At 69.2% G+C, this 23,996-nt stretch carries 23 protein-coding genes and 4 pseudogenes; 16 read left to right on the top strand and 11 right to left on the bottom strand.

Going from position 1 to position 23,996, the window contains the following annotated elements; all coding sequences use genetic code 11:
• Positions 1-654: 654 nt before the first annotated feature.
• The 4 genes and pseudogenes from OHS16_RS31250 to OHS16_RS31235 all read left to right on the top strand — a co-directional run bounded on the left by OHS16_RS31250 (position 655) and on the right by OHS16_RS31235 (position 3,135).
• Entirely contained in the window at positions 655-1,014 is a 360-nt protein-coding gene (locus OHS16_RS31250; protein WP_328540604.1) for a COG4315 family predicted lipoprotein, read from the top strand.
• Between the two features lie 34 nt (positions 1,015-1,048).
• Positions 1,049-1,624: a DUF6529 family protein gene (locus OHS16_RS31245; RefSeq protein WP_443042720.1), complete on the top strand. Its 576-nt coding sequence runs from the start codon at positions 1,049-1,051 to the stop codon at positions 1,622-1,624.
• Between the two features lie 210 nt (positions 1,625-1,834).
• A pseudogene (locus OHS16_RS31240) lies at positions 1,835-2,196 on the top strand (transposase); the annotation flags it as partial.
• Between the two features lie 165 nt (positions 2,197-2,361).
• Positions 2,362-3,135: a maleylpyruvate isomerase N-terminal domain-containing protein gene (locus OHS16_RS31235; RefSeq protein ID WP_328541053.1), complete on the top strand. Its 774-nt coding sequence runs from the start codon at positions 2,362-2,364 to the stop codon at positions 3,133-3,135.
• A gap of 53 nt (positions 3,136-3,188) precedes the next feature.
• Here the strand turns inward: OHS16_RS31235 and OHS16_RS31230 are convergent.
• Positions 3,189-3,323 (bottom strand): annotated as a pseudogene (locus OHS16_RS31230) (IS630 family transposase); the annotation flags it as partial.
• 546 nt (positions 3,324-3,869) lie between these two features.
• On the opposite strand from OHS16_RS31230, the gene OHS16_RS31225 reads away from it, so the two are divergent.
• Positions 3,870-4,616, top strand: a complete 747-nt coding sequence (locus OHS16_RS31225; protein ID WP_328540602.1) for a peptidoglycan recognition protein family protein — start codon at positions 3,870-3,872, stop codon at positions 4,614-4,616.
• An 83-nt stretch (positions 4,617-4,699) separates the two neighbouring features.
• Positions 4,700-4,807, top strand: coding sequence for a hypothetical protein (locus OHS16_RS32190; RefSeq protein ID WP_443042812.1), 108 nt, complete (start codon positions 4,700-4,702; stop codon positions 4,805-4,807).
• Between the two features lie 3 nt (positions 4,808-4,810).
• On the opposite strand, the gene OHS16_RS31220 is transcribed toward OHS16_RS32190, so the two are convergent.
• Complete coding sequence (locus OHS16_RS31220; protein WP_328540601.1) at positions 4,811-4,999, bottom strand: hypothetical protein; 189 nt, start codon at positions 4,997-4,999, stop codon at positions 4,811-4,813.
• 422 nt (positions 5,000-5,421) lie between these two features.
• Between OHS16_RS31220 and OHS16_RS31215 the strand changes: the two genes are divergently transcribed.
• Both OHS16_RS31215 and OHS16_RS31210 read left to right on the top strand, forming a co-directional pair.
• Positions 5,422-6,426 carry a DUF6215 domain-containing protein gene (locus OHS16_RS31215; RefSeq protein WP_328540600.1) on the top strand — a complete coding sequence of 335 codons (1,005 nt, stop codon included), beginning with the start codon at positions 5,422-5,424 and terminating at the stop codon, positions 6,424-6,426.
• A 423-nt stretch (positions 6,427-6,849) separates the two neighbouring features.
• A complete protein-coding gene (locus OHS16_RS31210) occupies positions 6,850-7,506 on the top strand; it encodes a hypothetical protein (RefSeq protein ID WP_328540599.1) in 657 nt (218 codons plus the stop codon).
• 506 nt (positions 7,507-8,012) lie between these two features.
• Here OHS16_RS31210 and OHS16_RS31205 read toward each other — a convergent pair.
• The 3 genes from OHS16_RS31205 to OHS16_RS31190 form a co-directional block, all read right to left on the bottom strand.
• Entirely contained in the window at positions 8,013-8,882 is an 870-nt protein-coding gene (locus OHS16_RS31205; RefSeq protein ID WP_328540598.1) for an LLM class flavin-dependent oxidoreductase, read from the bottom strand.
• An 838-nt stretch (positions 8,883-9,720) separates the two neighbouring features.
• The gene (locus OHS16_RS31195; protein ID WP_328540597.1) at positions 9,721-10,086 is read right to left on the bottom strand and encodes a darcynin family protein; all 366 of its coding nucleotides are present in this window, start codon (positions 10,084-10,086) and stop codon (positions 9,721-9,723) included.
• Positions 10,087-10,162: 76 nt separating this feature from the next.
• Positions 10,163-11,056: an NAD(P)H-binding protein gene (locus OHS16_RS31190; RefSeq protein WP_328540596.1), complete on the bottom strand. Its 894-nt coding sequence runs from the start codon at positions 11,054-11,056 to the stop codon at positions 10,163-10,165.
• A 103-nt stretch (positions 11,057-11,159) separates the two neighbouring features.
• Here OHS16_RS31190 and OHS16_RS31185 point away from each other — a divergent pair, with 103 nt between their 5' ends.
• The 3 genes and pseudogenes from OHS16_RS31185 (at position 11,160) to OHS16_RS31175 (ending at position 13,626) form a co-directional block, all read left to right on the top strand.
• Positions 11,160-12,113: a LysR family transcriptional regulator gene (locus tag OHS16_RS31185; RefSeq protein WP_443042811.1), complete on the top strand. Its 954-nt coding sequence runs from the start codon at positions 11,160-11,162 to the stop codon at positions 12,111-12,113.
• 519 nt (positions 12,114-12,632) lie between these two features.
• Positions 12,633-12,987, top strand: a pseudogene (locus OHS16_RS31180) (transposase family protein); the annotation flags it as partial.
• Positions 12,988-13,263: 276 nt separating this feature from the next.
• Complete coding sequence (locus OHS16_RS31175) at positions 13,264-13,626, top strand: DUF1330 domain-containing protein (protein WP_328540594.1); 363 nt, start codon at positions 13,264-13,266, stop codon at positions 13,624-13,626.
• 311 nt (positions 13,627-13,937) lie between these two features.
• On the opposite strand, the gene OHS16_RS31170 is transcribed toward OHS16_RS31175, so the two are convergent.
• Positions 13,938-14,882, bottom strand: coding sequence for an NADP-dependent oxidoreductase (locus OHS16_RS31170; RefSeq protein WP_328540593.1), 945 nt, complete (start codon positions 14,880-14,882; stop codon positions 13,938-13,940).
• Between the two features lie 109 nt (positions 14,883-14,991).
• Between OHS16_RS31170 and OHS16_RS31165 the strand changes: the two genes are divergently transcribed.
• The 3 genes from OHS16_RS31165 (at position 14,992) to OHS16_RS31155 (ending at position 16,358) form a co-directional block, all read left to right on the top strand.
• Positions 14,992-15,408, top strand: a complete 417-nt coding sequence (locus tag OHS16_RS31165; protein WP_328540592.1) for a winged helix-turn-helix transcriptional regulator — start codon at positions 14,992-14,994, stop codon at positions 15,406-15,408.
• 183 nt (positions 15,409-15,591) lie between these two features.
• Entirely contained in the window at positions 15,592-15,957 is a 366-nt protein-coding gene (locus OHS16_RS31160) for a nuclear transport factor 2 family protein (protein ID WP_328540591.1), read from the top strand.
• Positions 15,958-16,094: 137 nt separating this feature from the next.
• Entirely contained in the window at positions 16,095-16,358 is a 264-nt protein-coding gene (locus tag OHS16_RS31155; RefSeq protein WP_328540590.1) for a hypothetical protein, read from the top strand.
• A gap of 57 nt (positions 16,359-16,415) precedes the next feature.
• Here OHS16_RS31155 and OHS16_RS31150 read toward each other — a convergent pair.
• The 4 genes and pseudogenes from OHS16_RS31150 to OHS16_RS31135 all read right to left on the bottom strand — a co-directional run.
• Positions 16,416-16,595: pseudogene (locus tag OHS16_RS31150) on the bottom strand (hypothetical protein); the annotation flags it as partial.
• Between the two features lie 3 nt (positions 16,596-16,598).
• Positions 16,599-17,012, bottom strand: coding sequence for an arsenate reductase ArsC (locus tag OHS16_RS31145; protein ID WP_328540588.1), 414 nt, complete (start codon positions 17,010-17,012; stop codon positions 16,599-16,601).
• Positions 17,005-18,120, bottom strand: coding sequence for an ACR3 family arsenite efflux transporter (gene arsB / locus OHS16_RS31140; protein WP_328540587.1), 1,116 nt, complete (start codon positions 18,118-18,120; stop codon positions 17,005-17,007). The genes OHS16_RS31145 and arsB overlap by 8 nt, the downstream gene beginning before the upstream one ends.
• The gene (locus OHS16_RS31135) at positions 18,117-18,509 is read right to left on the bottom strand and encodes an ArsR/SmtB family transcription factor (RefSeq protein WP_328540586.1); all 393 of its coding nucleotides are present in this window, start codon (positions 18,507-18,509) and stop codon (positions 18,117-18,119) included. Before OHS16_RS31135 ends, arsB begins: the two co-directional genes overlap by 4 nt.
• 101 nt (positions 18,510-18,610) lie before the next feature.
• Here OHS16_RS31135 and arsM point away from each other — a divergent pair, with 101 nt between their 5' ends.
• A complete protein-coding gene (arsM, locus tag OHS16_RS31130) occupies positions 18,611-19,501 on the top strand; it encodes an arsenite methyltransferase (protein ID WP_328540585.1) in 891 nt (296 codons plus the stop codon).
• Positions 19,502-19,814: 313 nt separating this feature from the next.
• Here the strand turns inward: arsM and OHS16_RS31125 are convergent, their stop codons facing one another.
• A complete protein-coding gene (locus OHS16_RS31125) occupies positions 19,815-20,447 on the bottom strand; it encodes a PAS domain S-box protein (RefSeq protein WP_328540584.1) in 633 nt (210 codons plus the stop codon).
• A gap of 237 nt (positions 20,448-20,684) precedes the next feature.
• Between OHS16_RS31125 and OHS16_RS31120 the strand changes: the two genes are divergently transcribed.
• Positions 20,685-23,870 (top strand): cytochrome P450, encoded by a 3,186-nt coding sequence (locus OHS16_RS31120; protein ID WP_328540583.1) that lies wholly within the window; start codon positions 20,685-20,687, stop codon positions 23,868-23,870.
• Positions 23,871-23,996: the final 126 nt, after the last annotated feature.

Below are 23,996 nucleotides of genomic sequence, written 5' to 3'. Positions count from 1 at the left end.
ACCATCTTCACCTGCCCCGCCTTGGGCCAGAACGCCACCGACATCCTCAGTCGCCCAAGCGTCGATGGAACGGCCGCTCTGGCCGGTCTACGTGCCGGCCGACGAGCAAAGTCCGCGGGCCACGGCCGAGGACACCGTTGCGTCACCACCACCTGCGCCTGCGAGGGAGCAACCGGAGGAGTGATCGGGGACAGTCTGCCCGCGTGGCACATGAGCCATGTGGGAAGCACTGCGCAGCTGGCCCGCCGTCACCACACCCGGCGCTCACACCACTCGCGCCTGCGGCGTGTACCGCATGAGCGACGGGCCCCTCTCCCGCTTCCCGGCCCCGGTGCGCTGCTCCGAACATGGGAGCGGACGCAGCCCACCGACCTCGGAGTGCGCAGCGCCGAAGGAGCCACTGCCCACCACCTGCTGTGCTGTTGTCTGAGGCTCCTGGAGCGGTCGGGTTCTGGAGCCGGTCGCCTGCGACCAGCGTCCATCTGAGCGAAATCTCCGGGTGCTGCGGTGCCATGGGGAACGGAAGGCCGCAGCCGCGGGGAGTATCGCCTATGGCGGCCGGGCGGCCCTCGATCCACGACCGATGCTGTCGAGCTGTGGTGAGGCGCACCCGTCTGACTGTCGTTGCATGGGGCGCTGGCCGGCTCGCGGGCGATGGTCAAGACCGCCAAGGCCGGCAAGCTCGGCACGATCCTGGTCGACGCGAAGGGCCACACCCTGTACCTGTTCGAGGCGGACATCTCGACGAAGTCGACCTGCAACGGTGCGTGTGCTGCGGCCTTGCCGCCGCTGCTCACGTCCGGTAACCCGACGGCAGGCGGCTCGGCTGAGTCCGGGCTGCTGTGCGCGACGAAGCGGTCTGACGGCAAAATTGCAGGTCACCCTCCACGGGCATCCGCTCTACGGTACGCCGAACAGTCCAAGCCGGGCGACACCATTGGCCAGGACCTCAACCAGTTCGGCGCCGCCTGGCTGGTGCTCGACGGCGATGGCAGGAAGGTGGGAGTGAGTTGAACACCGCCGAATCCGCAGCCGCTCAGCGGACGCGATGAGGGCCGAAGGCCACCGTTCTTCCGGGGGGTGGTCCACCGCAGGCGCCGCCGCGCTTGTGCTGGGCGCAGCCGTGGCCGTCGCGGTGGCGATCTGGGTGACCGGGCGCCACCACAGCCCCCAGTACGGGATGGGATTGTTCGGCACCCAGGGCAACGACACGGTCGACCTCAAGGCTCGTCTGGGAAGCGCCCTGTTCGGCCTTGCGCTCGTCCAGCTCCTGCTGGCTTTGTGGATGTACCACCGCCTTCCCGGCATCGCAGCCGCGCCTCGCACCGTGCGTACCGGACACCGTGTACTGGGACTGCTCGCTTTCCTGTTGTCGGTGCCCATCGCGTTCCACTGTGTCAGCACCTACGGCGTGGAGACCGCGAGCACGCGAGTCTTCCTTCACTCGGTTGCCGGCTGCGTGCTGTACGGCGCGTTCGTCGCCAAGGTGCTCGTGGTGCGCAGCCGCCACCTGCCGGGCTGGGTGCTGCCAGTCGCTGGCAGCGTCCTCATCTGCGCCATCGGGTTGCTGTGGTACTCCGGCGCGCTATGGGTCCTCAACGGATTCGACGCTCCGGGGCTGTAGGCAGCACACGAGCCGAACACCGGGTGCAGCGGACTCGGCGCAGAAGACACCCGCTTGCGCGCAGCAGGAGCTACCCCTGGGGGAACTCCGCAGCATCGCCGTTCGTCATCAGGTCGCTAGTGCTCCGACCGGGAACGTTTACCGGGTTGGCGGCTGCGGCGCCGAACCGGTTGGATGAGACGGACATCCGACGGGTTTGGGGGCGTGGTGGCGGAGCTTCGTTCGATCCGCGCCGCCCGCCCCGGACGGCGCCCGGGTCCACGTGATCCTCGACAACCTGTCAGCCCACAACGGCAAGAAGATCCTGCGCCGGGCGAAGAAACAACAACGTCCACCTGTGCATCACGCCCGCCAACGCGTCCTGGGCGAACCCGATCGAGGCGCACTTCGGACCGCGGCGGCAGTTCACGCTCGCCGACTCGAACTACCCGAACCACACGGTCAAGACCCGCGCGCTGCACGCCTACCTGCGCTGGCGCAACGCGAACGCCCGCCATCCCGACGTCCTGGCCGCCCAACGCAAGGAACGCGCGCGCATCCGCAGCGAAAAGGGCCTTCGCTGGGGAGGGAGGACATTCACCGAGAGCCGCGTGAACGGCCTGCCTCTGCAGGGTCGCTCGCCCGAAGGCCTAGGCCGGCAGGTGGACGGATCGGCGCCGGCGCTCCGCCCGGCCGTCGACGCGTTCGTCCGACAAATTCGCTACCCGGCGGCCGGAGCGCCGTGGTACACAACCGAGGTGCAAAACATTTTGGAGTTCCCCGAGGTCCTGCGGCTGATCGAAGACCGCTCGGCCGCGTTCCGCGCCGCGATCGCGTCCGCCCCCGACCTTGACGTCCAGGTCCCGGCCTGCCCGGACTGGACGCTGCGCGAACTGGCGCAGCACCTCGGCGACGGCCGCCGCCGCCAGGCCGCCATCGTCGCGGCGGGCCCGGGCGCTGAGCCCCCGGCGAGGACGGACCCGAAGGGCGCCCCGACCGCGCCCCGCGACCGCGAAGCCCTGGACGCCTGGCTCGCCGAGTCGACCGAGCTCATGCTCGACGCGATGCGCGAGGCCGGCCCGGACCGCGGCTGCTGGACCTGGTGGGGCCGCTCGCAGGCCCCGGAGACCAGCGGAGCCGTGGCCCGGCACCAGATCCAGGAGATCACCGTCCACACCTACGACGCCCAGCTCACCCAGGGGGCCGCACAGCCGCTGCCGGCGGACGTCGCGGTCGAGGGCGTCGACGAGTTCCTGACGACCGTCTCGGCGACGACCGTCCCCTGGCCGTTCAAGCCGGCGACCATCGACCTGCACACGACCGAGGGCCGCTCCTGGCGCCTGACCCTCAACGCCGACGGCGTCCGCTGCGACGACCTCGCCGCCGACGCGGAGCCGGGCGACATGGCGATGCGAGGCGCAGCGAGCGAACTGGTCCTCTACTTCTACGAGCGCGTTCCGCTCGACGGCCTGGAGACCACCGGCGACACCGAGCCGATGGAACAGCTCGCAGACTGGGACCCGAACGCGTAAAACGCGCACTTGTGACGCATCTGTCGGTTGTGCGCGCTCCTGCGTGCGCCACCTCGGTTGCCGCCGGCCGAGGCCAGCAGCATTATCGCCCGTCGATAGCGCACTGTGTTGGTGCTGCCCCGGCGCACGATCCGTTGTAACTGCTGGCCCTGGTCGGTCAGCCTCCTGATCTTGACCAGCTCCGCCACCACGCCCCCGAACCCGTCGGATGTCCCTCTCATCCAACCGGTTCCGGCCCCGCCGCCGCCAACCCGGTCAACGTTCCCGGTCAGAGCACTGGCTGTGCCGGATGTGCAGGAGTACGCAGCTCCCCGTGCTTCGAGCGCGTGCTGGAGAGAGAACAGCACGACCTTGTCGAGACCGCGGGCGCGCTCGCTCTCGTGAGAGAAGGCGGTGACCTTCTTGCCGGAGATCAGATATTGGCCGGAGCGCTGCAGATCTACCAGGGCCGCTTGACCGTGGCAGATGGCGGAGACCACACCGCAGGAGAACGTGGCCGCGAACTGGTTTGGCCACATGGCGATGCCGGAGCGCGACGTCAACTATCGCGCCGGACTGCTCCGCCCACGGCCGGCCGCAGGCGCCCCGCGATGTCATTTCACTACGGGGACGAGAGACAAGCTCCCCGTAAGTTCGTCGAACGTAAACCTGGGGACACGAAACTCTGGTGATAGTCGTGGGTATCGCCAGCAGCGACGCACTCCGAATTCGCAACCAGTAGAGAAGAGGCATCCATGCCCGAAGAGAACTTCGACGCCGAGGACATGAAGGCGGCTCTCAAGCGAGAGACCGCTGACGGGCCCGGATTCGACACCGCGGACGTGCTCCCCGAGAGCGACTTCGAGAGCTTCGCGGAGGAAGGCGTCGAGAAGGACGAAGGCTGCACCGGCTTCGAGGGTGACGCCGTCGCGGATGGGCGACAGGTGACTGCCGTGATCGCCTACGACAAGCCCGTCAAAAACCTCATCGATCAGCTGAGTGCGACCGGACACGTCACCCACATCGCCTATACGAAGAAGTCGGTCACCCTCCACCACAATGCCGGCCGTTTCTCGCACGAAGGCGTCCTCAACCTCTGGAAGACGCGGCCGGCTTCTGCTCACTTCGACGTCGACTCCGCCGGTGCTGTCGCCCAGTACGTCAAGGTCAACGAGTACGCCTGGGCCGTCGGCAACCAAACAGGCAACCAGGAGACCATCTCCATCGAGATGGCGGATGCCACGCTCGCCCCCGCCTGGACCGTCGCCGACGCCACGTGGAAGAGCGCTGCTCGTCTCGCGGGATGGCTCTTCTTCAAGGTGATCGGCGAGCGACCCTCGAAGAGCAACTTCTTCTACCACCATCACTGGTCGTCGACCGAGTGCGCCGGTCCGTACATGGACACGATCTACGACAACGTCCTCAAGGCCGCGCAGGACGCCTACGACTCCTTCAAGTCCGCCGACACGCCTACCTCCTCCCCGCGCACCACCCCCGCCTAGAAGTCCATCACCGAGGCCGCCAACGACGTCAGCGTCGGCAGGTACGGGAGGTACGACAGGTACGGCAAGGGTCCCGATGGGTCATCGTCGGCACATGGGGCGGCGGAGCCGTCCGGACCAGCAAGCTGGAGAAGGCCGGCCGTGCCCCCGACGCCGTCCGGCGTGAGGTCAACCGGCTGCTCCGAGCCTGACCGTCAAAATGAGAGGAGGTGCACCGCGTGGCACAGACAATTCTCACCAGCGTCGAGCGGGTTGCCGGCCTCGCCGGGCACCTCGCTCAACTCGATCGCCGAGCGCGTAGGTGCGGTGTTCAGCGCGTCGCCGACGCCGTGCTTGAGGCGTACGCGGGCGGCGAGGGACAGCGTGATCTGTTTGCTGGTCATGTGCGTCTCCCCTGACGTCAAGAGCACCGGTCTGCTCAGGACCCACCTGTCGGTGGTGGATACGGCGATGCCAACAGCCGCCAAGACCGGGGAGTTCAGCATTTACTGAGCTGCGCTCCCGGCCATCAGCGGACAGGGCCCTCGTCCGGCCGCTGTCTGAGGCCAAGAAATGACACGCCGGGCGCTGAGCCGGCGGCGCCCTGGTCGAACATCGTTGGAAGAACTCGGAGACAATCAGCGCGGGCAGGGCGAGCAGGACGCTGAAGGCGAGGAGCCGACCTCAAGCGCCTGCACCCGTTGCCGTCCCGATAGCGATCTCGGGATCGTCGGCTTGGCGGCTTCTGCTTCGGCAGGCCCAGCACGTGCCCGGAACTGTGGCTTCCACCACGGTGAATGTGGTCTTGTTCTGGTGAGATCACGGGATGCTCGGTTTCCTCCTCCGTCTCCTGCCGTTCTGGATCCGCGAGCCTCTGCTCATCGCGGTCGGGTCCATTCTCGGCGTACGCATCATGTATCTCGCCGTCCGCGATCACGACTGGGTCGCGGCCGGTCTCGGCGTGGTCTTCCTCGTCTTCACCGCAATACGCGTCCACGCGGTGGTTCGAGCCCTGCGCGCACGCGGAAACCCAAGTCCGGCGGCCTCCGCGGCAGCGGCAGCGGCAGCGGCAGCGGTCGAACCTGCCGCCCGGGCCGGAGCCGGGCCGCGTCCCTGCCCGAACACTCCCGAGAAGGAGCCCAACGTGTGGGGCCAGGCCGTCGCGGCCGTGGCCCTGTTCGGGGCACTCGCGGCCGCGCTGTGGGTGGGCCCACATGTGATGCCGTCCGATGACAGCACCCCGCAGGCCGCCTCGTGTTCGGGCGGAGAAGACGAGGAGCTGCCGAAGGCCTACAAGGAGACGCCCCAGCCTGTGACCGGTGAAGAGTTGTGCGAGGCGCTCGACCGGCCAGACCTTGCCAAGCTCCTCGGAACACCTGGAGAGACCGTAACGAGTGCTTCCGGCACCAGCAACACCGCTCCCCTGACTGATGGGAAGGTCGCCCAGCCGGAGGCCGAGGTCAGGCTCGACACGTACACCGTGAATGTCTCGGCCACATACAACGAACTGACGACTGACCAGTACGTGAAGCTGATGAAGTTCGGGGAGGAGAAGGACATCAAGTCCCTTGAGGTTCTCGGACGGCCCGCGGTCCTCTTCTCGGATCACACCATGAAGGTCCAGATCAGCTTCGGGAGTGGCGGATCCAGCGGACCGGTCGAACAAGGCCCCCTGGCCAGGACGCTGTCCGTTGCCCTCGACCGTCATGACCGGGGCGGCTACTACGAGATCACCGCGTGGAGCACGTCCGGAGCCCTCCCGGACGACAGCGCTCTCCTCGACATCGCTCGGAGGGTTCTTCCGACGATCCGCGAACACGCTGTTCGATGAGACGCCGAAAGCGTTTCGGCCGCGCACGGATGTCCGGTCCCGCCGCCGGCGACGGCATGCGCGCTGCGGAGCAGCACCTGCGGTTCGTACTGAGAGACCCCGGACCGGCAGGACGATCACCTCGTCCTGGACGACCAGCGGGGCGTTGCCTGAGGCCAGCCGTGCCACGCCCTGGCCGTTGGTGACCGCCTCGTGGGTCTCCTCGGCGCTGGCCACCGCTTTTGGGGAATCGTCCGGGCGACCCTCGCCGTTTGGCTGATCACCTGGCCGAGCTGCGCGCGAGGCAGGCCGCGGAAGGCCGGATGAGGCGAGACCGGGCGGGCGCGTTCCAAGGTCTCACTTGATGAACTCCTGTGCCATCCTTGTGTCGTGAGGACGCGCGGCTGTGGAAAGCTGCCAACGTTGTCAGCGACAGGGGGGCCTGTGAGCACACGGGATGTGCGCAAGATGCTGCGTGAGATGGCGACCGGAGAGCCCGTTAAGGTCACCAGCGGTATGTCATCCATAGACAAAATCGCCGAACTCGGCGTTGTCGCCGAGCAGTTCGGTTACCAGTACGCCGACGTACGGCGGAGCGACGGGTATGTGATGTCCCTCGTGGCCGACCCCGGCCCGCAGGCCCGCGCGCGGGCCGCGCACAACTGGGCGCAGTACCCTGACGCCGTTGACGGCGGCGCGTTGCCGCCCTTCGTGCCCGACGCGTTCCAGCTCCTCAAGGCCCGCATCACGTTCGACCTCACCGCCGAGTACTCCGACAAGCAGCGGCTGATCATCGCGAGTCTCGGCATCACCGTGCTGGTCGTGAGTGCCGTCGCCGGGCTCGGCGCGGACACCACTTCATTCGTCGTCGCCGGCGTCGTCTGGGTCGTACTGATGTCCCTCGTACCCGTCGCGAACATCGCCGGACGGCGCTACAGGGCCAAGTACGCCGCCCGGCTGGCGGCCGCCGGGTTCACGCCGGTGACCGACGAGAGCGGCCGGCTGCGGTACCTGCCGCCGGGCGGAGAGCTTCCCAGGCACGGCAACCCCTTCGCCGGAGGAGCGGACACGTCTCCTCAGCCGTGCCCCCCGCAGGGCTGACTCACGGCGGGCACCCGAGGTGACCGCCGTGGGAGGGCCTGATCGGTCACCGTCGGCGCACGTACGGCCCGGGAAGTGTTTTCAGGTCCGGCGGGTGCCCGGTACCGACCGCAGAGACGGCGGAACCGGATAGCAGAGCAACTGGGGGACTTGCCGCTCGCGTTGGAGCAGGCAGCCGGCTACATGGGCGACAACCAGACTTCGCCGGAGGACTATCTGGTCCTGCTGACATCGCGGTTGGAGGACATGATCTCGCGGGGCGAGCCGACCGACCGGCGGTGGTCGTCGCGACGCTGTGGCAGCGCAGTGTGCGCAGGCTGGAGCGGGAGCAGCCGCAGGCGGTGCGACTGCTGGGGCTGTGCGCCCTGCTGGCGCCGGAGCCGATCCCGCTGGACCTGTTCACCGGCGGACCGGAACGGCTGATCACGACGGCGTCCGCACCGCTGGCGTGGGACACGACGGTCGGCGATGACGGCATCGCGGTGATCCGGCGACGGCCGGAGTCCCTAGAAGGCGGGTGGGCCCTGCTCTATCCGGCGCAGGACAGGAACGAGCCGGTCGAGGTCGTTGCCGCCCTGAACCTGCCGTTCGTCCCACCAGGTGGCGCCGGCGTCGATCAGTGGCCCGATCACGTCGCGTGCCCCGGCGGTGTCTGCGGGACTGGCGCCGCCGAGAACGATTTCGAAGGGCGTATCGGCCGGGCCCTCGCGGTGCCTGCGGACGTAGGCGACAAGGTCGCGGACCTGGTCCGCCGGCGGGATGTGCCCGTGCCTGGCGGAAGTGAACAGCGGGACAGCGCCGTCCCAGTGGGCGGCTCGCCGCATCGGCGGACGGTTCGGCCAGAATCCGGCGATCCAGACCGGTGGACGGGGGCGCTGCACCGTGGCGGGCAGCAAGGTCACGTCGCGGACCTGGTAGTGCCGCCCCTCGTGATTCACCGGCTCGCCCGACCAGTAACGCCGCAGCAGGTCAAGGCCCTCGTCCAGACGCTCGGCGAGCACCACCAGGTCGGTCGTCTCGCCGAAGCTCCCGTACTCGTCATCGACCGGACCGCCCAGACCCGCCCCGAAGACCACCCTCCCGCCGCTGAGTGCGTCCAGCGTGGCCACCTGCCGGGCAAGCTGCTGCGGGCGGCGCCGGGCGACCGGCGTGACCAGCGTCCCCAGCCTGATCCGGGAGGTCGCCAACGCCGCGGCTGTCAGCAGCATCCAGGGATCCCCGAAGGCGCGGCCCCGGTGCTGTCGCTTGTCGTGCACGACATGGTCCCAGATGAACAGCCCGTCCCAGCCCGCTTGTTCGGCCGCCACCGCCGCTTTCGCCACCGTCCTGGCATCGGCGAATTCCCCGAAGTTCGGAATGTTGATCGAGAAGCGCATCCCCGTATGGTGCTGCATCGTCACAGGGGCGGCAACCGGCCGGGCACCACGTTCTTCACCGCGGCGGGGGCGCCGACGATTCCCGCGTCATGAGCGGTCAGGCCGGCCTGGGTGCGGTTCGCACAGCACAGCTTGTGCAGAATGCGCGGCGCATACCCCTAGACCGTGGCCTCCGACAGATGAAGGCGGTCGATCCGCGTGTTCGACATCCCCTCCCCCAGGAAGGCCAGGACCTCGGTCTTCCGCCCCCGGCCGGGGTGGCGCCGGTAGCGGAGGACCACAGCCAGACCGGCGGTGAGCCGCGGTAGCCGGGCAAGTGATCGCCGTGGAGCCGGATCAACGTGCCTTCGATGACGGGCAGTCCGCTGTCATGATCGATCCAGGCAGCAGGCTACTGCAACCGCGGACCAAGCCGGTCCCAGGACCAGCCCTCGGGTTTGCCATAGCAGGGTGTGCCGTTCACCGTCACCACGGACGCCTCCGGCCATACTCGGGCCTGGCCAGGCAGAACTCCTTGCCGTGCTTGGGCGGCCGTCCGCTCTTGGGGCAGCGGCAGCGATACCAGCAGGTCACGCTGGGTCTCGGTGTCGCGCGGGCCGTGGTTCGACGCGCCGTACAGCTGCCGCCGTACCTGCGCTGGTGCTCGACGAGCAGCGGCAACTCGGCCGGCCCGCACCGCCGTCCGCACACAACAGCGCCTCGGTGAGCTCGAAGAACGCATCGGCCCGCACAGACAGGCGCCCATGGGCCGCCTCTTGGGAGGCGGCCCATGGAACGTCAGGTACCTGTGGCGCTTCTGTGGCGGACACCGGGCCCGGTCACGGCGGAGTGGGCCGTGTCAGGTGGTGATGGTGGCTACGGCGTCGAGGCCGTAGGTGCGGGCGTAGCCGTTCTCGGTGCCGACGAGCAGGTCGACGACCTCGAAGTAGCGGTCCCAGAAGGGAGTCTCTCGCAGCGCGTCGATGAGGAGCTGGTAGGCGTGGTGATCGTCTGCTTCCCAGACCCAGACGTCGGTGACGCGTGCGGAGTAGAACTCGGTGTCGTAGAAACGTGACCGGACGCCGGTGGTTTTGGCCTCGATCGCGGGGATGACCTGGGTGGTGAAGGCGTTCACCCGCTCCTGGACGGTCATGGCAAGCCATTCAGGTGTGGTCTTGACGAGTATGAAAGCGGTCACCGTTGCTTCGGCTTCCTCGGTGGACATGACGGGTCCTTCCCAAGTGGCAGGTGGTCTCGATGTGGTGGGCACCATGGACTTCCGGTGATGCGCCGGCGGAGGGTCAGGACAGGACGGCGGGCTTGAGGGTCTGGGCACACCACTGCGCGAAGGTGGTGGGCGACGCGGTGTCCGCGGTACGAATGACGCCGGCGTCGAGGCCGTTGTCCTTGGCCTGCTTCATGTCGGCGATGCCTTGGACGAACGCCTCGTCGAGGCCGTAACCGAGGAGAGTGGTGCGCAGGTCCTCGATCGGCTGACACTCGTATCGGACGGGGCTGCCCAGCTGCTCGGTCATGATGCGGGCCAGGTCGTTGGGGGACAGGTCCTGGGGCCCGAGAACCGGCAGGTTGTCAATGCCGGCCCAGGAGCGGTCCAACAGCAGGCGGGCGGCGACGGCGGCGATGTCGGCGACGGCGACAAGCGGGGCTTTGCGGTCGGCGTCGACGGCGTCGGTGAAAACGCCCTTCTCGCGGATCGAGTCGGCCTCCTCCAGGAGGTTTTCGAAGAAGGAGGGGTTGGCGAGGGCCCGGTACGCGACGCCGGTTGTGGCGATGAGGTCGTCCATGTCGAGGGAGGCGGTGACGAGTCCGGCGCGGTTGGCGACCGGAGTGCCGCGGCCGAGCGCGGAGACGCCGACGACGTGCCCGACGCCGTGGACGGCGAGCGCCTTCACGGCGGGGCGGGTGAAGCCGCAGTAAGCGTCCGTCGGGGCCAGAGATGAGTCCGGGGGGACGAGCCAGAAGACGGCGTCCGCGCCCTCGAAGGCCCGGTCGACGACCTCGGTGTCACCGTGCGAGCCGATTACTACCTCGACGCGTGCGCGCACCGCGTCAGGAAGGCGAGCGGGGTCGCGTGCGATCACCCGCAGTTCCTCACCGTGGGTGGGGGCGGCCTCCAGGAGCAGGGGCAGCAGGTGGCGGCCGATGTTCCCCGTGGGAGCAGTGATGACGATCATGAGAACCTCGTAGGTCGTGCCGGATCGGTACGCCTTCATCCTGCTGAGAACCGCGGCAATGCCACAATGGGAACTTCAGCACGCAATCATTGCCTGAAATGGAATTACCCTGGTGAACAGCTCTGACCCGGTCATCGACGCCAACCTCGCCGTCGCGCTCGACGCTCTGTTGACTGAGCAGAGCGTCACGCGCGCCGCCGCCCGCCTGCACACCTCCCCGGCTGCCATGAGCCGCACCCTCGCCCGCCTGCGCCGCATCCTTCAGGACCCCCTCCTCGTCCGGGCAGGACAGACCATGGTCCCCACTCCGCGCGCCCGGGCCCTGCGCGACGAGGCCGCTGCGGTGGTGCGCAGTCTGGGAGCACTCCTCGCCCCCGGCACTGTTGTCGACCCCGCCACCCTGCGCAGCACGTTCACTCTCCAGGCCGCCGACCTGGTCGGTGCGGCACTGGCCTCCGGTCTGCTGCGACTGACCCGGCACGAGGCGCCAGGGATCTCCTTGCGGTTCCGGGCCGAGGAGTTGGAGGCCGGGCCCGCCCTGCGCGACGGCCGGATCGACCTGGAGGTCGGCTCCATCGACCACGTCGATCCCGAAACCCAGGTGGAAGAGCTGTTGACCCTGCGGATGGTGGCGGCCGTCCGGACCGGTCACCCCCTGACCGAGGAACCCCTGACCCCAGCCCTCTTCGCTGCCGCCGACCATGTAGCGGTCAGCCGCCGCGGCCGGTTCACCGGTCCCCTCGACACCGCCCTGGCCGAGCGCGACCTTCGCCGACGGGTCGCTGTTGTCCTCCCCAGCCATCTGGCCGCGATGGCCCTGGCCGCCCGCAGCGACGTCGTCTGCCTGGTCCCCGCAGCACTCTCCGGCGCGACCCCCTCCCCCCTCACCGCCGACGCCACCACCCTCGGGCTGCACCTCCTCGATATCCCCCTGCCTCTGCCGCTACTGACCATCGGCATGGCCTGGCATCCCCGCCATGCAGCCGACGGAGCCCACCACTGGCTCCGCGACGCCGTCCGCAGGACACTTCGCGCACCTGGAAGGTCGACTGCCTGACGCGTCTGAGACTCTCGGCTGCAGGGCAGCCGCGATGGAACAGGGCGGCGCGCCGGGCGCAGCGGGGCGAGTGGATGCCGACGCGCGGCCCAAGTAGTCGCACCGCACCCAGTTCGCCGCCCGTGATGGTGGCCTTTTTCGATGACGCCGCGACATGTGCGAGCCGGCGGCCTGCGTGAACGCGCTCGACCAGCAACCGCTGCCCGAGAACAGGCCGCACGGCATCCACGGCAGCCGCCTCCGCCGCTGTGCTCCTGCTGTCCTGACCCGCGACTACCGACGCTCCCCCATCAGGGGTCGCCCGTCGAAGGGGCACACTCCGATCCCCCCGTGGGGCGCCCCCGACGTCGAAACAGTGCTGGCTCTGGCTCGACTTCTGCGACTAGTGACGCTGTGTCATGACTCTTCGCTGAATGCGTGCGAGGCCTTCTTCGGCCAGCGTCCGAAGTTGGGCGGGGAAGGTCGTCATTGGAATTTCAGGGCCGCGAGGCGGGTCGAGAGGAGCGCCATCCGGCCATCGCGCCGCGACGAATGGTTGTCGTGGCCGGCCGGCCTTCGCCAGGCAACCGCAACAACTGCAAGGCGTGGGAGGAATCCGGGGCCAAGGGCGCCGTCGACACGACCATGACGTTCGCCGACGGCGGTTATCCGAACACCGGACCCCTTGGTGTCGCACCGGCGCCGGGCCAGCGAGGAACTGCCCAGCTGGAAACAGCAGCACCACCCGCTCGCACAAACAAGTCCGTGCCCGCGTCGAGCACACCGTTGCCCGGATGAAGACCTGGAAGATCCTTCGCGACTGCCGCCTCAAGGCGACGGCCTTCACACCGCCATGCTCGGCACCGCCCGGCTGTACAACCTCGCCCTCACGGGATGGCCCCCACCCCGTATGGGATGGAAGGGGCCGGCCTCAGCCGGCCAGGACGACCATCCCCAACCGATTGGTCAGCGTGCTCGGTCCACAGAGTTGTGCCAGAGGCCGAGAACCGGGTTCTGGCACCCATTCCGTGAGAGGTAGAACGGTGGGCGGCGCCGGCCTTGAGGTGTTCCTCGATGTTGCGGCAATTCCCTCTGAGGTAATCGCACCGCCCAACCTCGCTCAGCTACGTTCGCGGTCATCGCTCACCCCCCGAACCGAAGGAGCCCCGTGGTGCCCGCTTACGGCTTCGCTCATCTGCGCAGTCGCCGGAATCACTCCGACGTCATCGAGTACCTGGAGCGCATCCAGGCAACCCTCGACCCCTTCGCGGGCCGCTTCGTCATCCACGGTCCGCCGGCCGAGGTCATAGAGGGCAGGTGGCCCGGCAGCATGGTGCTGATTGAGTTTCCCAGCCTGGCCGAGGCCCGCGCCTGGTACGGCTCGCCGGCCTACCGGGCCATCCTGCGTTTGCGTACCGACCACATCGAGGGCGACTTGCTGCTGATCGAGGGTGTCGGGCCGAACTACGACCCTGCCGAGCGAGCTCGCAAGTTGCAAGCAGAAGCCGGCCGAGCGGGCCAGTCGACCTCGTAGTTCTGCAACCGCCTCCTTGAGGCTACGAGCCACCTCGCGTTCGTTGGTCTTTCGGCGTTCCGTCACGGTGTGGGCAGCACAGTCGTCGGACGGCTGTGAGGAGTAACCGTTCGCGGAGGAACTGTTCGGCCGAGCCGTATTCCAGCTCCTCCGGAAGCGAGTCCAGCTCTACAGGTGACCGACGCGCAAGGACGGCTGTCCCCTTGGCTGGTACTCCTCGTCGATCCGGCGAGGAGCCACGCCGAAGACCAAGCGGCGCAAGAACCGTGTACAACCCGTCAACCGGGGATGAGTCAACTGGACGAACGCCCCTAGGGAGTGAGAACGATTTTTCCTCTCACGTGGTTGGACTCACTGAGTTCATGCGCTTTGGCCGCGTCTTCGAGTGACAGAACTTGATCGACGGCAACGCGCAGGCTGCCGTGTTCCACCAGGTTGGCGATGCTCTCCAGATCGGCGCCGGACGGGCTGAACCCGAACTCGACGAACCGCTGGCCGCGCGCCTCGGCCTGCTCCTGGACAACGGCCCGGTCGGGACCGGTGCCGCGCACATCGATGAGGATTCCGCCCGGCTTGAGCGTGTCCAGCGACCGGGGTCCGTAGTCGCCGCTGATCGGGTCCAGGACCACGTCCATGTCACGTGCGACGGCTGCGAAGTCGGTGGTGGCGTAGTCGACGAGTTCGTCGGCGCCCAGGCCACGCAGGAACGCGTGCTTGCCCTCCCGGGCGGTGCCTATGACGTATGCGCCGTGCGCCTTGGCGATCTGTACGGCGAGATGGCCGATCCCGCCGGCCGCCGCATGGACAAGTACCCGCTGCCCGGCGCCGACGGCGGCGACCCGCACGAGCGACTGCCAAGCGGTGAGCGCCGCGACCGGCATTGCTGCGGCGTGCACATGGTCGATGCTCGCCGGCACGGCGGCGAGCGCTTCCACCGGCACGACGACGTATTCGGCATAGGCGCCGCGGGGCGGAAATGCGCAGCCGTAGACCTCATCGCCGGGCTGGAATCGTGTCGCCTGTTCGCCGACTGCCTCCACCACTCCGCACAGGTCGAGTCCCAAGGTGAACGGAGGGGCACCGAACTTCCGCACCATTCCGGAACGGATTTTCCAGTCGGCCGGATTCACTCCGGCCGCGTGGACGCGCACCAGCGCTTCGCCCGGACCTGGCGTCGGAAGGCCGGTCTCGACGACCTCCAGAACTTCCGGGCCGCCGTAACTGCGCTGGCTGACCGCGCGCATGCGGATGGGCATACGGGCACTCTCCTCGGTTTGTCGGCTTGCTCGGGGGATTGCGATCACCATCCTCAACGGCATCGGTACCTCTTGTGAAGTAGGCACCTGATTGATATCTAGGTACCTCATGGAAACCAACAGGAGTGAGACCCCCGAGGACTGGGCCGCCGTCTACCGTCGCGACTGCCCTTCGCGCACCGTCGTCGAGATGTTGGCCAACAAGTGGGTGCTGTACGTCCTGGGGGCGCTCCGTCGGCACGACCGGCCCATGCGCTTCAGCGAACTGCGGCGACTCCTGGACGGGATCACGCAGAAGATGCTGACCCAGACCCTGCGCGCGTTGGAGCGGGATGGCCTCGTGAACCGCACGGTCTACCCCACGGTTCCGCCTCGCGTGGAGTACGGACTGACCGAGCTCGGGGTCGAGGCAGGACGGCTGACCAGTGCCATCGGCGCATGGTCCGTGGAGCACGCCCAGCAAGTCCTGGCTGCCCGCCGGGATTTCGATGATCGGGCCGCCACGGCACCAGAGCCCGTTCGATAGCCGGGCCGGGGCGATCGGCAACCCGGCGAGGGTTGTCGGTCTCAGCACAGGTGACAGCCTGTGTGCACGGGTTCCGACGGCAGTTGGCCCCGCTTGCCGGCGAAACTGATGAAACTGTCGGTACCCGTCCCGGCCAGTCGGCTATCAACTGTGACGGGCGGAGTGTGTCCGTAAGGTTCATGCATGGCAGACGAGAGCGAGCGGGCCGTTCAGGCGGCTATGGCGTCGGAGATGCGGCTCCTCGACCCCGATGTGCGTGCTTCACCAGCCCTGGTCTCGGAGCTTCTTGACCCCGAGTTCATGGAAATCGGAGCGTCCGGACGATGCTGGGACGCCACGTCGATTCTCACGGTAACGAGTTCCGGTTCTGTGGTCCCGGGTTGCCCGGTGACGGTCAGCGACATGACAGGAGTTGCACTCGCTCCCGGCATCGTTCATCTGACGTACTTCGCCGACAACAGAGGGCGTCGCGCATGGCGGAGCTCTCTGTGGCGTCTGTCGGATGCGGGTTGGCGGATGTACTTCCACCAGGGCACCTTGACGAGCTGAGCGATCATGCCCGTAACCATGGACGGGGAACACGACGGGGCGAACTCGTACCTGTCGACCGTCAGGTCGGCGCCGTCGCGCACGCCGATCTCCTCTGGCCGTCGACAGGATCGGCTCGGTGTGCCGCCAAGGTGCCGATGGTCACGGCCCTCAAGCCCGCCGGCCCCTGCACGGCGCAGACCTGTGGCGGGCCGGCGGGGCCTCGCTGGCGGCCGCGCGTCTGCTGGAAGCGGGTGTGCCGCGACTCGATGAAACTGATCGACGGCCGCTCACCGGCGGACGTGGCCTCGTCGGACGTCGAGGCGGAGGGGCAGGCGGTGGTGACCGATGTGGAGCCCCCTGTGAAGCCCGCGGGCGCTCTGGCGGTCCTGCGCGGATCGCTCGTCCGGACGCACCCCTGATGCGGCGTCCGGCGGGAGAAGCACAAGGCCGATGAGCCGCCAACAGAACCTCGGTGATCAATTCCTCATCGCCGTCCTGTCGGCTCCGCGGCCCGCCCCTGACCGTCGGGCGGCAGGCTTCCAGTCCCGGACGAGGAGCCCGAGCAGCACCTCATCGAGGAACTCGCCCATCACCCAGGCCGAGGAGCGCAGCACGCCCTCGCGGACGAAGCCGTTGCGCCAGGCGGAGCGCAACATCGTTCAGGAGTGGTCGGACAGGAGTAGGGCGAGCAGGCCACGGACGCGACGCTCGATCTCGTCCCGGATCTGGCGGACGGCCTCGACGCCCTGCCCGGCGGGGTCGTCGAGCTCCCAGTCGAGGTAGGTCTTGCCGGGGAAGACGGGGCAGGTGTCGCCGCAGCCCATGGTGATCACCGTGTCGGAGGTCCGCACGGCCTCGGCGGTCAGTACCTTCGGCACCTCGGCTGACATGTCGATGCCCACCTCCGCCATGGCCTGGACGGCGGCCGGGTTCACGGCGTCGGCCGGCGCGGAGCCGGCGGAGCGGACCTCGATCCGGCCCTGCGAGAGCTGGGTGAGGAACGCGGCTGCCATCTGCGAGCGGCCCGCGTTGTGGACACACACGAACAGCGCGGACGGCCTGAGCTCAGGCACGGGCGGAACCTTCCGGGGAGAGGGTCGGAGCGGCCGTCGGCGTGGGCTGGGGGAAGTAGCGGCGGGCGGCGAGCGCGACGTGGACGAGGCCGATGAGGACGGGGACCTCGATGAGGGGGCCGACGACACCTGCGAGTGCTTGTCCGGATGTGGCGCCGAAGGTGGCGATGGCGACCGCGATGGCGAGTTCGAAGTTGTTGCCCGCCGCGGTGAACGCCAGCGTGGTGGCCCTCGGGTAGTTCAGTCCGAGCGTACGACCGACTGTCATGGACCCAGCCCACATCAGCGCGAAGTACACCAGCAGCGGCAGCGCGATCCGGGCCACGCCCAGAGGCTTTGAGGTGATGGCGTCGCCCTGGAGGGCGAAGAGCACGACGATCGTGAACAGCAGCCCGTACAGGGCGAACGGGCCGATGCGGGGAATCAGCTCCGTCTCGTACCAGGTGCGGCCCTTGGCCTTCTCGCCCAGGCGTCGGGTGAGGAATCCGGCGAGCAGCGGAATGCCGAGGAAGATGAGGACGGAGCGGGCGATCTCCCCTGCCGACACGTTGAGTGCCCTCTGTTCCAGGCCGAGCCAGCCGGGCAGCGTGTTCAGGTAGAACCAGCCCAGGGCAGCGAACGCGATCACCTGGAATACCGAGTTCAGGGCGACGAGGACGGCGGCAGCCTCGCGGTCGCCGCAGGCCAGGTCGTTCCAGATGATGACCATGGCGATGCAGCGGGCGAGGCCGACGATGATCAGGCCGGTGCGGTACGCGGGCAGGTCCGGCAGGAAGAGCCAGGCGAGGGCGAACATCAGGGCCGGGCCGACGATCCAGTTCAGGGCCAGTGACGGGATGAGCAGACGGCGATCGCGGGTGACGGTGTCCAGGCGGTCGTAACGGACCTTGGCGAGGACCGGGTACATCATCGTGAGCAGGCCGAGCGCGATCGGCAGCGAGACGCCGGTGACCGAGACCTTCGCGAGCGCGCCCCCCAGGCCCGGAACGAGGTGACCCAGGCCAAGTCCGGCGGCCATCGCGAGCAGGATCCACACGGCGAGGAAGCGGTCCAGAAATGACAACCGGGCCGTCTCCGGGCCTGCGGCTGTGGCAGTCGTCCGGCTCACGGGGCGGTCCCGGCAGGTTCACGCGCCGGGGCGCCGGGGCGGGTCAGGATGGCGGCGAGCTGGTCGGTCGTATCCGGCAGCTGCCGGTAGTACACCCACGTCCCGCGGCGCTCGGAGTCGATCAGCCCGGCCTGCTTCAGCAGCTTCAGGTGGTGGGAGATCGTCGGCTGGGACAGATCGAAGGCCGGAGTCAGGTCGCAGACGCAGATCTCCCCGCCGTCCCGCGAGGCGATCATCGACAGCAGCCGCAGCCGCACGGGGTCGCCCAGCGCCTTGAACACCTTTGCCAGGGCGGCGGCGGTCTCCTCGTCCAGCGGGGCGGTCAGCAGGGTCGGGCAGCAGCCGTCGGCACTGTCCTGACCGAGCACCACAAGCTCTTGTTTCGACATGCTTCTATGTTGACGTTTTTCGATCCAAGGCGCAAGGTTGAATCGAAGAATGTGAATGCAACCACGTCGACCCCGCCGGGTCAGTCGTCGAGGAGTAGGCCATGACCGAGCAGTCCACCGATCTGCGAGAGACCGTCCGCCAGCGTTACGCCGCAGCCGCCATCCAGGTCACCGAGGGCGGCAACGCCTGCTGCGGCCCGGCCGCGATCGAGACCGACGACAATTTCGGTCCCGCCCTCTACGCGGACGGTGAGCGTGACGAACTGCCCGCCGAGGCCGTCGCCGCCTCGCTCGGCTGCGGGAACCCCACTGCGGTCGCCGACCTCCACGAGGGAGAGCGGGTCCTGGACCTCGGCTCCGGCGGCGGCATCGACGTCCTGCTCTCCGCCCGCCGCGTCGGCCCCACCGGCAAGGCGTACGGCCTCGACATGACCGAGGAAATGCTGTCCCTCGCCCTGGCCAACCAGCAGAAGGCCGGCGCCACCAACGTCGAGTTCCTCATGGGCACCATCGAGGCCATCCCCCTGCCCGCGAACACCATCGATGTCGTGATCTCCAACTGCGTGATCAACCTGTCCACGGACAAAGCGGCCGTGTTCGCCGAGACCTTCCGCGTCCTGAAGCCCGGTGGCCGCATCGGCGTCTCCGACGTCGTCGCCGACGACACCCTCACCCCCGACCTGCGGGCCGAGCGCGGCGACCACGCCGGCTGCATCGCGGGCGCTCTTTCCTTCGCCGAGTACCGGCACGGCCTCGAAGCGGCCGGGTTCACGCACATCGAGATCACTCCGTCCCACCCTGTCGCGGACGGGATGCATTCCGCCGTCATCCGGGCGGCCAAACCGCAGACCACGGACACCAGCGCGACCGGCGGCGTCACGGCCACGTGCTGCGGCGTCACCGCATGCTGCACCCCCGCCGAGCAGTCCACCGCGGCTACAGCGCCGCCCGCCGGAGCGAAGGCCGCGGCCGGCTGCGGCTGCGGAAACTGACGGGCGGGGGCGGCGTAAGGCATCGATTTTTCGGCCGAGCGCCTCCTCGACGGCCGGCCGGCCCGACAGGCCGAGCAGAACCGCAGCACACAGACCGCGGCTACTGACCGGCGTGAGCCCGGGGCCCCCGTCGCGCGGGTTTCGGTCGGTGAAGTCCTCGTCACACCCAGCGCGTCCGGCCGGCCTCTCACTCACATCAACGTCGCAGTCCCCGGGTTGCTCGCCCCTGCCACCTCGGCGGTCAGAAACGGCCTGGGCCGGAAGGTGGCCCACCCTCGCCCGCTTCGTCGATATACCGGGGCGGGGGCACCGCCTACTCCGCGCCGGTGGCCGCCGGCGGCCACACCCCGGCGGCCAGGACCCCGAGCGCGTAGGCGCGGGCGACCAGTTCCGTGCGGTTCGCCGCCTGCCAGCGGGCGGACAGGCGCCGCAGGTGGTAGGTGACACCGTCGGCGCTGAGGCCGGTCTCCCGGGCGGCGCGGGCGGTGGTGGCGCCACCGGCGAGCAGCGCCAGGATGTGCGCCTCGACCGGCGCGACGCGTACCCGTGCCTGCCGGGGTGCCTCGCGTTCGCCCTGGACGCGGAGCATCACCAGCAGCATGGGGGTGGCTTCCACGCTGTCGCTGACCGGGTCCGCCATCAGCTCTCCGTACCGTTCGGCGCCGTCGGCCTGCCAGCGCACCGACACCTGGTACCGCGACCGGTGGCGCAGCCGCAGCGCCCGCGCGATCCGCTCCACCTGTGTCGCCTCCTGCGGCCGGAACAGCTCCAGGACGTTCCTGCCGCGCAGCCGGCCCGGTGCCGTGCCGCATTCCGCCGCCATCGCCGGATTGGCCAGCAGGACGGCGCCGTGCACGTCGCAGACGGCGACCGGCAACGAGATCCGGTCGAAGATCGCGAGGGCGCGGTTGCGCCACACCACGGCCTCCTGCCGATCCCGTTCCATCGGTACCTCCCGCCATCCCCCGCCGAACCTACAGGTCACACGCAACTCTAGAGACAGACGACGACCCGCGGCTCATCGGCGAGCGGCTGAGCTCAGGGACGAGTCGCTCCGCGCGACGCAAGCCCCGACGCGGGTTTTCCACTGCAGGTTCGTGTAGTCGCGTGGCCCGGCCCACCAGGGCCCGTCGAGCACGCTGAATCGCAGTACTTCCCTACCGCGAAAGGCAGTTGTCGCGCGATGCCCCCCACCACGCCACACCCGCAGACTCCTCACACCTCCCACACCCCTCCCGGCGTCCCCGTGGTCGACATCACCGCCACCGGACCGGGACACACCCCGATCCAGCAGGTCATAGGCCTGATGCGGGAGCACGGGCCGGTGCTCGTGCGGCGGCTGCACGGGTGGGACGCGCTGTTCGTCGGCGACCTGGACCTGGTGACGGACCTGGCCGACGAGACGCGCTTCGCCAAGCACGTCGGCCCTGCCCTGGAAAACGTCCGCGAGTTCACCGACGACGGTCTGTTCACGGCGTACAACGACGAGCCCAACTGGGCCAAGGCACACGACATCCTCATGCCCGCCTTCGCGCTCGGCTCGATGCGCACCTACCATCCCGTCATGCTGCAGGTGGCCCGCCGGCTCGTCACGTCCTGGGACCGCGACGCCCGCGCCGGACGGCCGGTGAACGTGCCCGACGACATGACCCGGATGACCCTCGACACCATCGGGCTGGCCGGATTCGGCTACGACTTCGGCTCCTTCCAGCGGGACGAGCCCCATCCCTTCGTCGAGTCGATGGTCCGCTGCCTGGAGTGGAGCATGACCCGGCTCGCTCGCACCCCGGGCCGGGACCATTCGGCGGCCGACGCGGCCTTCCGTACGGACGCCGCCTATCTCGCCCAGGTCGTCGATGACGTCATCGCCTCCCGGACCGGCACCGGCCTGACCGGGACGGACGACCTGCTCGGCCTCATGCTCACCGCCGCCCACCCGGCCGATGGCACCACGCTCGACACCGCCAACATCCGCAACCAGGTCATCACCTTCCTGATCGCGGGCCATGAGACCACCTCTGGCGCGATGTCCTTCGCCCTGTACTACCTCGCCAAACACCCGGCCGCGCTCCAGCTCGTCCAGCGCGAGGTGGACGAGCTGTGGGGCGACCGGGCCGACCCCGAACCGACCTACGACGAGATCGGCCGTCTGACGTACACCCGGCAGGTTCTCAACGAGGCGCTCAGGCTGTGGCCCACTGCCGCCGCTTTCAGCCGGCACGCCCTGCAGGACACGCTGCTCGGTGGCCGCATCCCGCTACGCGCCGGACAGGCCGTCACCGTGCTCGCGCCGATGCTGCACCGGCAACCGGTCTGGGGCGACAACCCCGAGCTGTTCGACCCCTCCCGCTTTACGCCGGAGGCGGAGGCGACCCGCCCGGTGCACGCCTTCAAGCCCTTTGGTACAGGCGAACGCGCATGTATCGGACGACAGTTCGCGCTGCACGAGGCGACCATGCTGCTGGCGATGCTCGTCCACCGCTACCGGCTGCACGACCACGCCGACTACGCGCTCACGGTGAAGGAGACCCTCACCCTCAAGCCCGAGGGCTTCACCCTCACCCTCACCCCGCGTACACCCGTCGACCGCGTCCATGCGCCGCTCCCCGGAGCCGCCCGCCTCAACACTCCTCAGGAGACCGGCACCGATAGCCTGCCCGCCCGCGTCCGTCCCGGCACCGGCGCTCTCTTCCTGCACGGCAGCAACTACGGCACCTGCCGCGAGTTCGCCGCCCGGCTCGCCGACGAGGCCGCCGCGATCGGCTGCGAGACGCAGGTAGCACCCCTGGACGCCTACGTCGGCGGTCTCCCCACCGACCGCACCGTCATCATCACCGCCGCCTCCTACAACGGCCGCCCCACCGACGATGCCACCGCCTTCGCCGCCTGGCTGGAAGGCACCCCGGACGCCACGGATGTCACGTACGCCGTCCTCGGCGTCGGCGACCGCAACTGGGCCGCCACCTACCAGCACGTCCCGACCCGCATCGACGAACGCCTCGCCGAACTCGGCGGCACCCGGCTCACCGACCGAGTCGCCGCCGACGCCTCGGGCGACCTGTCCGGAGCTGTTCGGGACTTCACAGCCAGGCTGCGCACAGCCCTCCTGGAGACCTACGGCGACCCGGACGCCACAGTCCAGGACCCCGAGCCGGCGACCGCTTACGAGGTCCGCACCCTGACCGACGGCCCCCTGGACGCCCTCGCCGCACGGCACGGGCTCGTCCCGATGACGGTCACCGAGGCGTACGACCTCACCGCGTCCGGACACCCGCGCCGCAAGCGGTTCCTCCGCATCGCCCTGCCGGCCGGTGTCACCTACCGCACGGCCGACCACCTCACCGTGCTGCCCGTCAACGACCCGGCCCTCGTCGCACGCGCCGCCGCCGCACTCGGCACCGACCCCGACACCGTCCTGGACATCCGGGCCACCCGCCCGCGCCACGACGGTCTCGCAGTGGACCGACCATTGACGATACGTCAGCTCTTGTCCCACCATGTCGAGTTGCAGGAGCGTCCGACAGCGGCACAGCTGGCCGCCCTCGCCGCCGCCAACCCGTGCCCACCGGAACGGGCGGCCCTTTCGGCCCTGGTCTCCGACGACCCGCGGACCCTCGTCGAGGTGATCGAGGACCACCCCGCCCTGCGCGGCGCCCTCGACTGGCCGCGGCTCATCGACCTGCTCACCCCGCTGCGCCCCCGCCACTACTCCATCTCCTCCTCACCGACCGTCGAGCCGGGCCACGCCGACCTGATGGTCTCCCTGCTCCAGGCCCCGGCCCGCTCGGGCAACGGCATCTACCGGGGGACGGGCTCCGGCCACCTCGCCACGCTCCAGCCGGGCGATACCGTCCTCGCCCGGGTCCAGCCGTGCCGCGAGGCCTTCCGTGTGGACGGCTCCGTGCCTCTCGTCCTGGTCGCGGCCGGCACCGGCCTCGCCCCGTTCCGCGGTGCGATCGCCGACCGCACGGCCGCCCTCGCCGAGGGAACCGAACTTCCGCCGGCCCTGTGCTACTTCGGCTGCGACGCGCCCGACGCCGACTTCCTGCACGCCGAGGAGTTGCGCGCAGCCGAGGCAGCCGGAGCCGTATCGCTCCGTCCGGCATTCAGCGCCGCCCCCGAGGGCGAGGTGGCCTTCGTGCAGCACCGCATCGCCACCGAGGCGGGCGAGGTCTGGCGCCTGCTGGAGTCGGGCGCCCGGGTGTACGTCTGCGGCGACGGGGCGCGGATGGCACCGGGCGTGCGGGACGCGTTCCGCACCCTGTACCGCAAGCACACACCGGACGCCGACGAAGCGGCGGCGGAGCGGTGGCTCGACGGGCTGGTCCGGGCGGGGCGTTATGTCGAGGACGTGTACGCGGCCAACTGACCGAAGGAGAAGAAGGGGCCGGCCCACGATGAAGTCCCCTGGGCACGGCCCCCGGCGCCGTCGGCCGCGTCCAGGGTCTCCCACGGCTGTGGCGTGCAAGGCACCTCACGCGGCTGAGGTGTCAAG

It is taken from the genome of Streptomyces sp. NBC_00344 (assembly GCF_036088315.1).
GTDB lineage: Bacteria > Actinomycetota > Actinomycetes > Streptomycetales > Streptomycetaceae > Streptomyces.
This window is presented reverse-complemented; position numbering and strand designations above follow the sequence as displayed.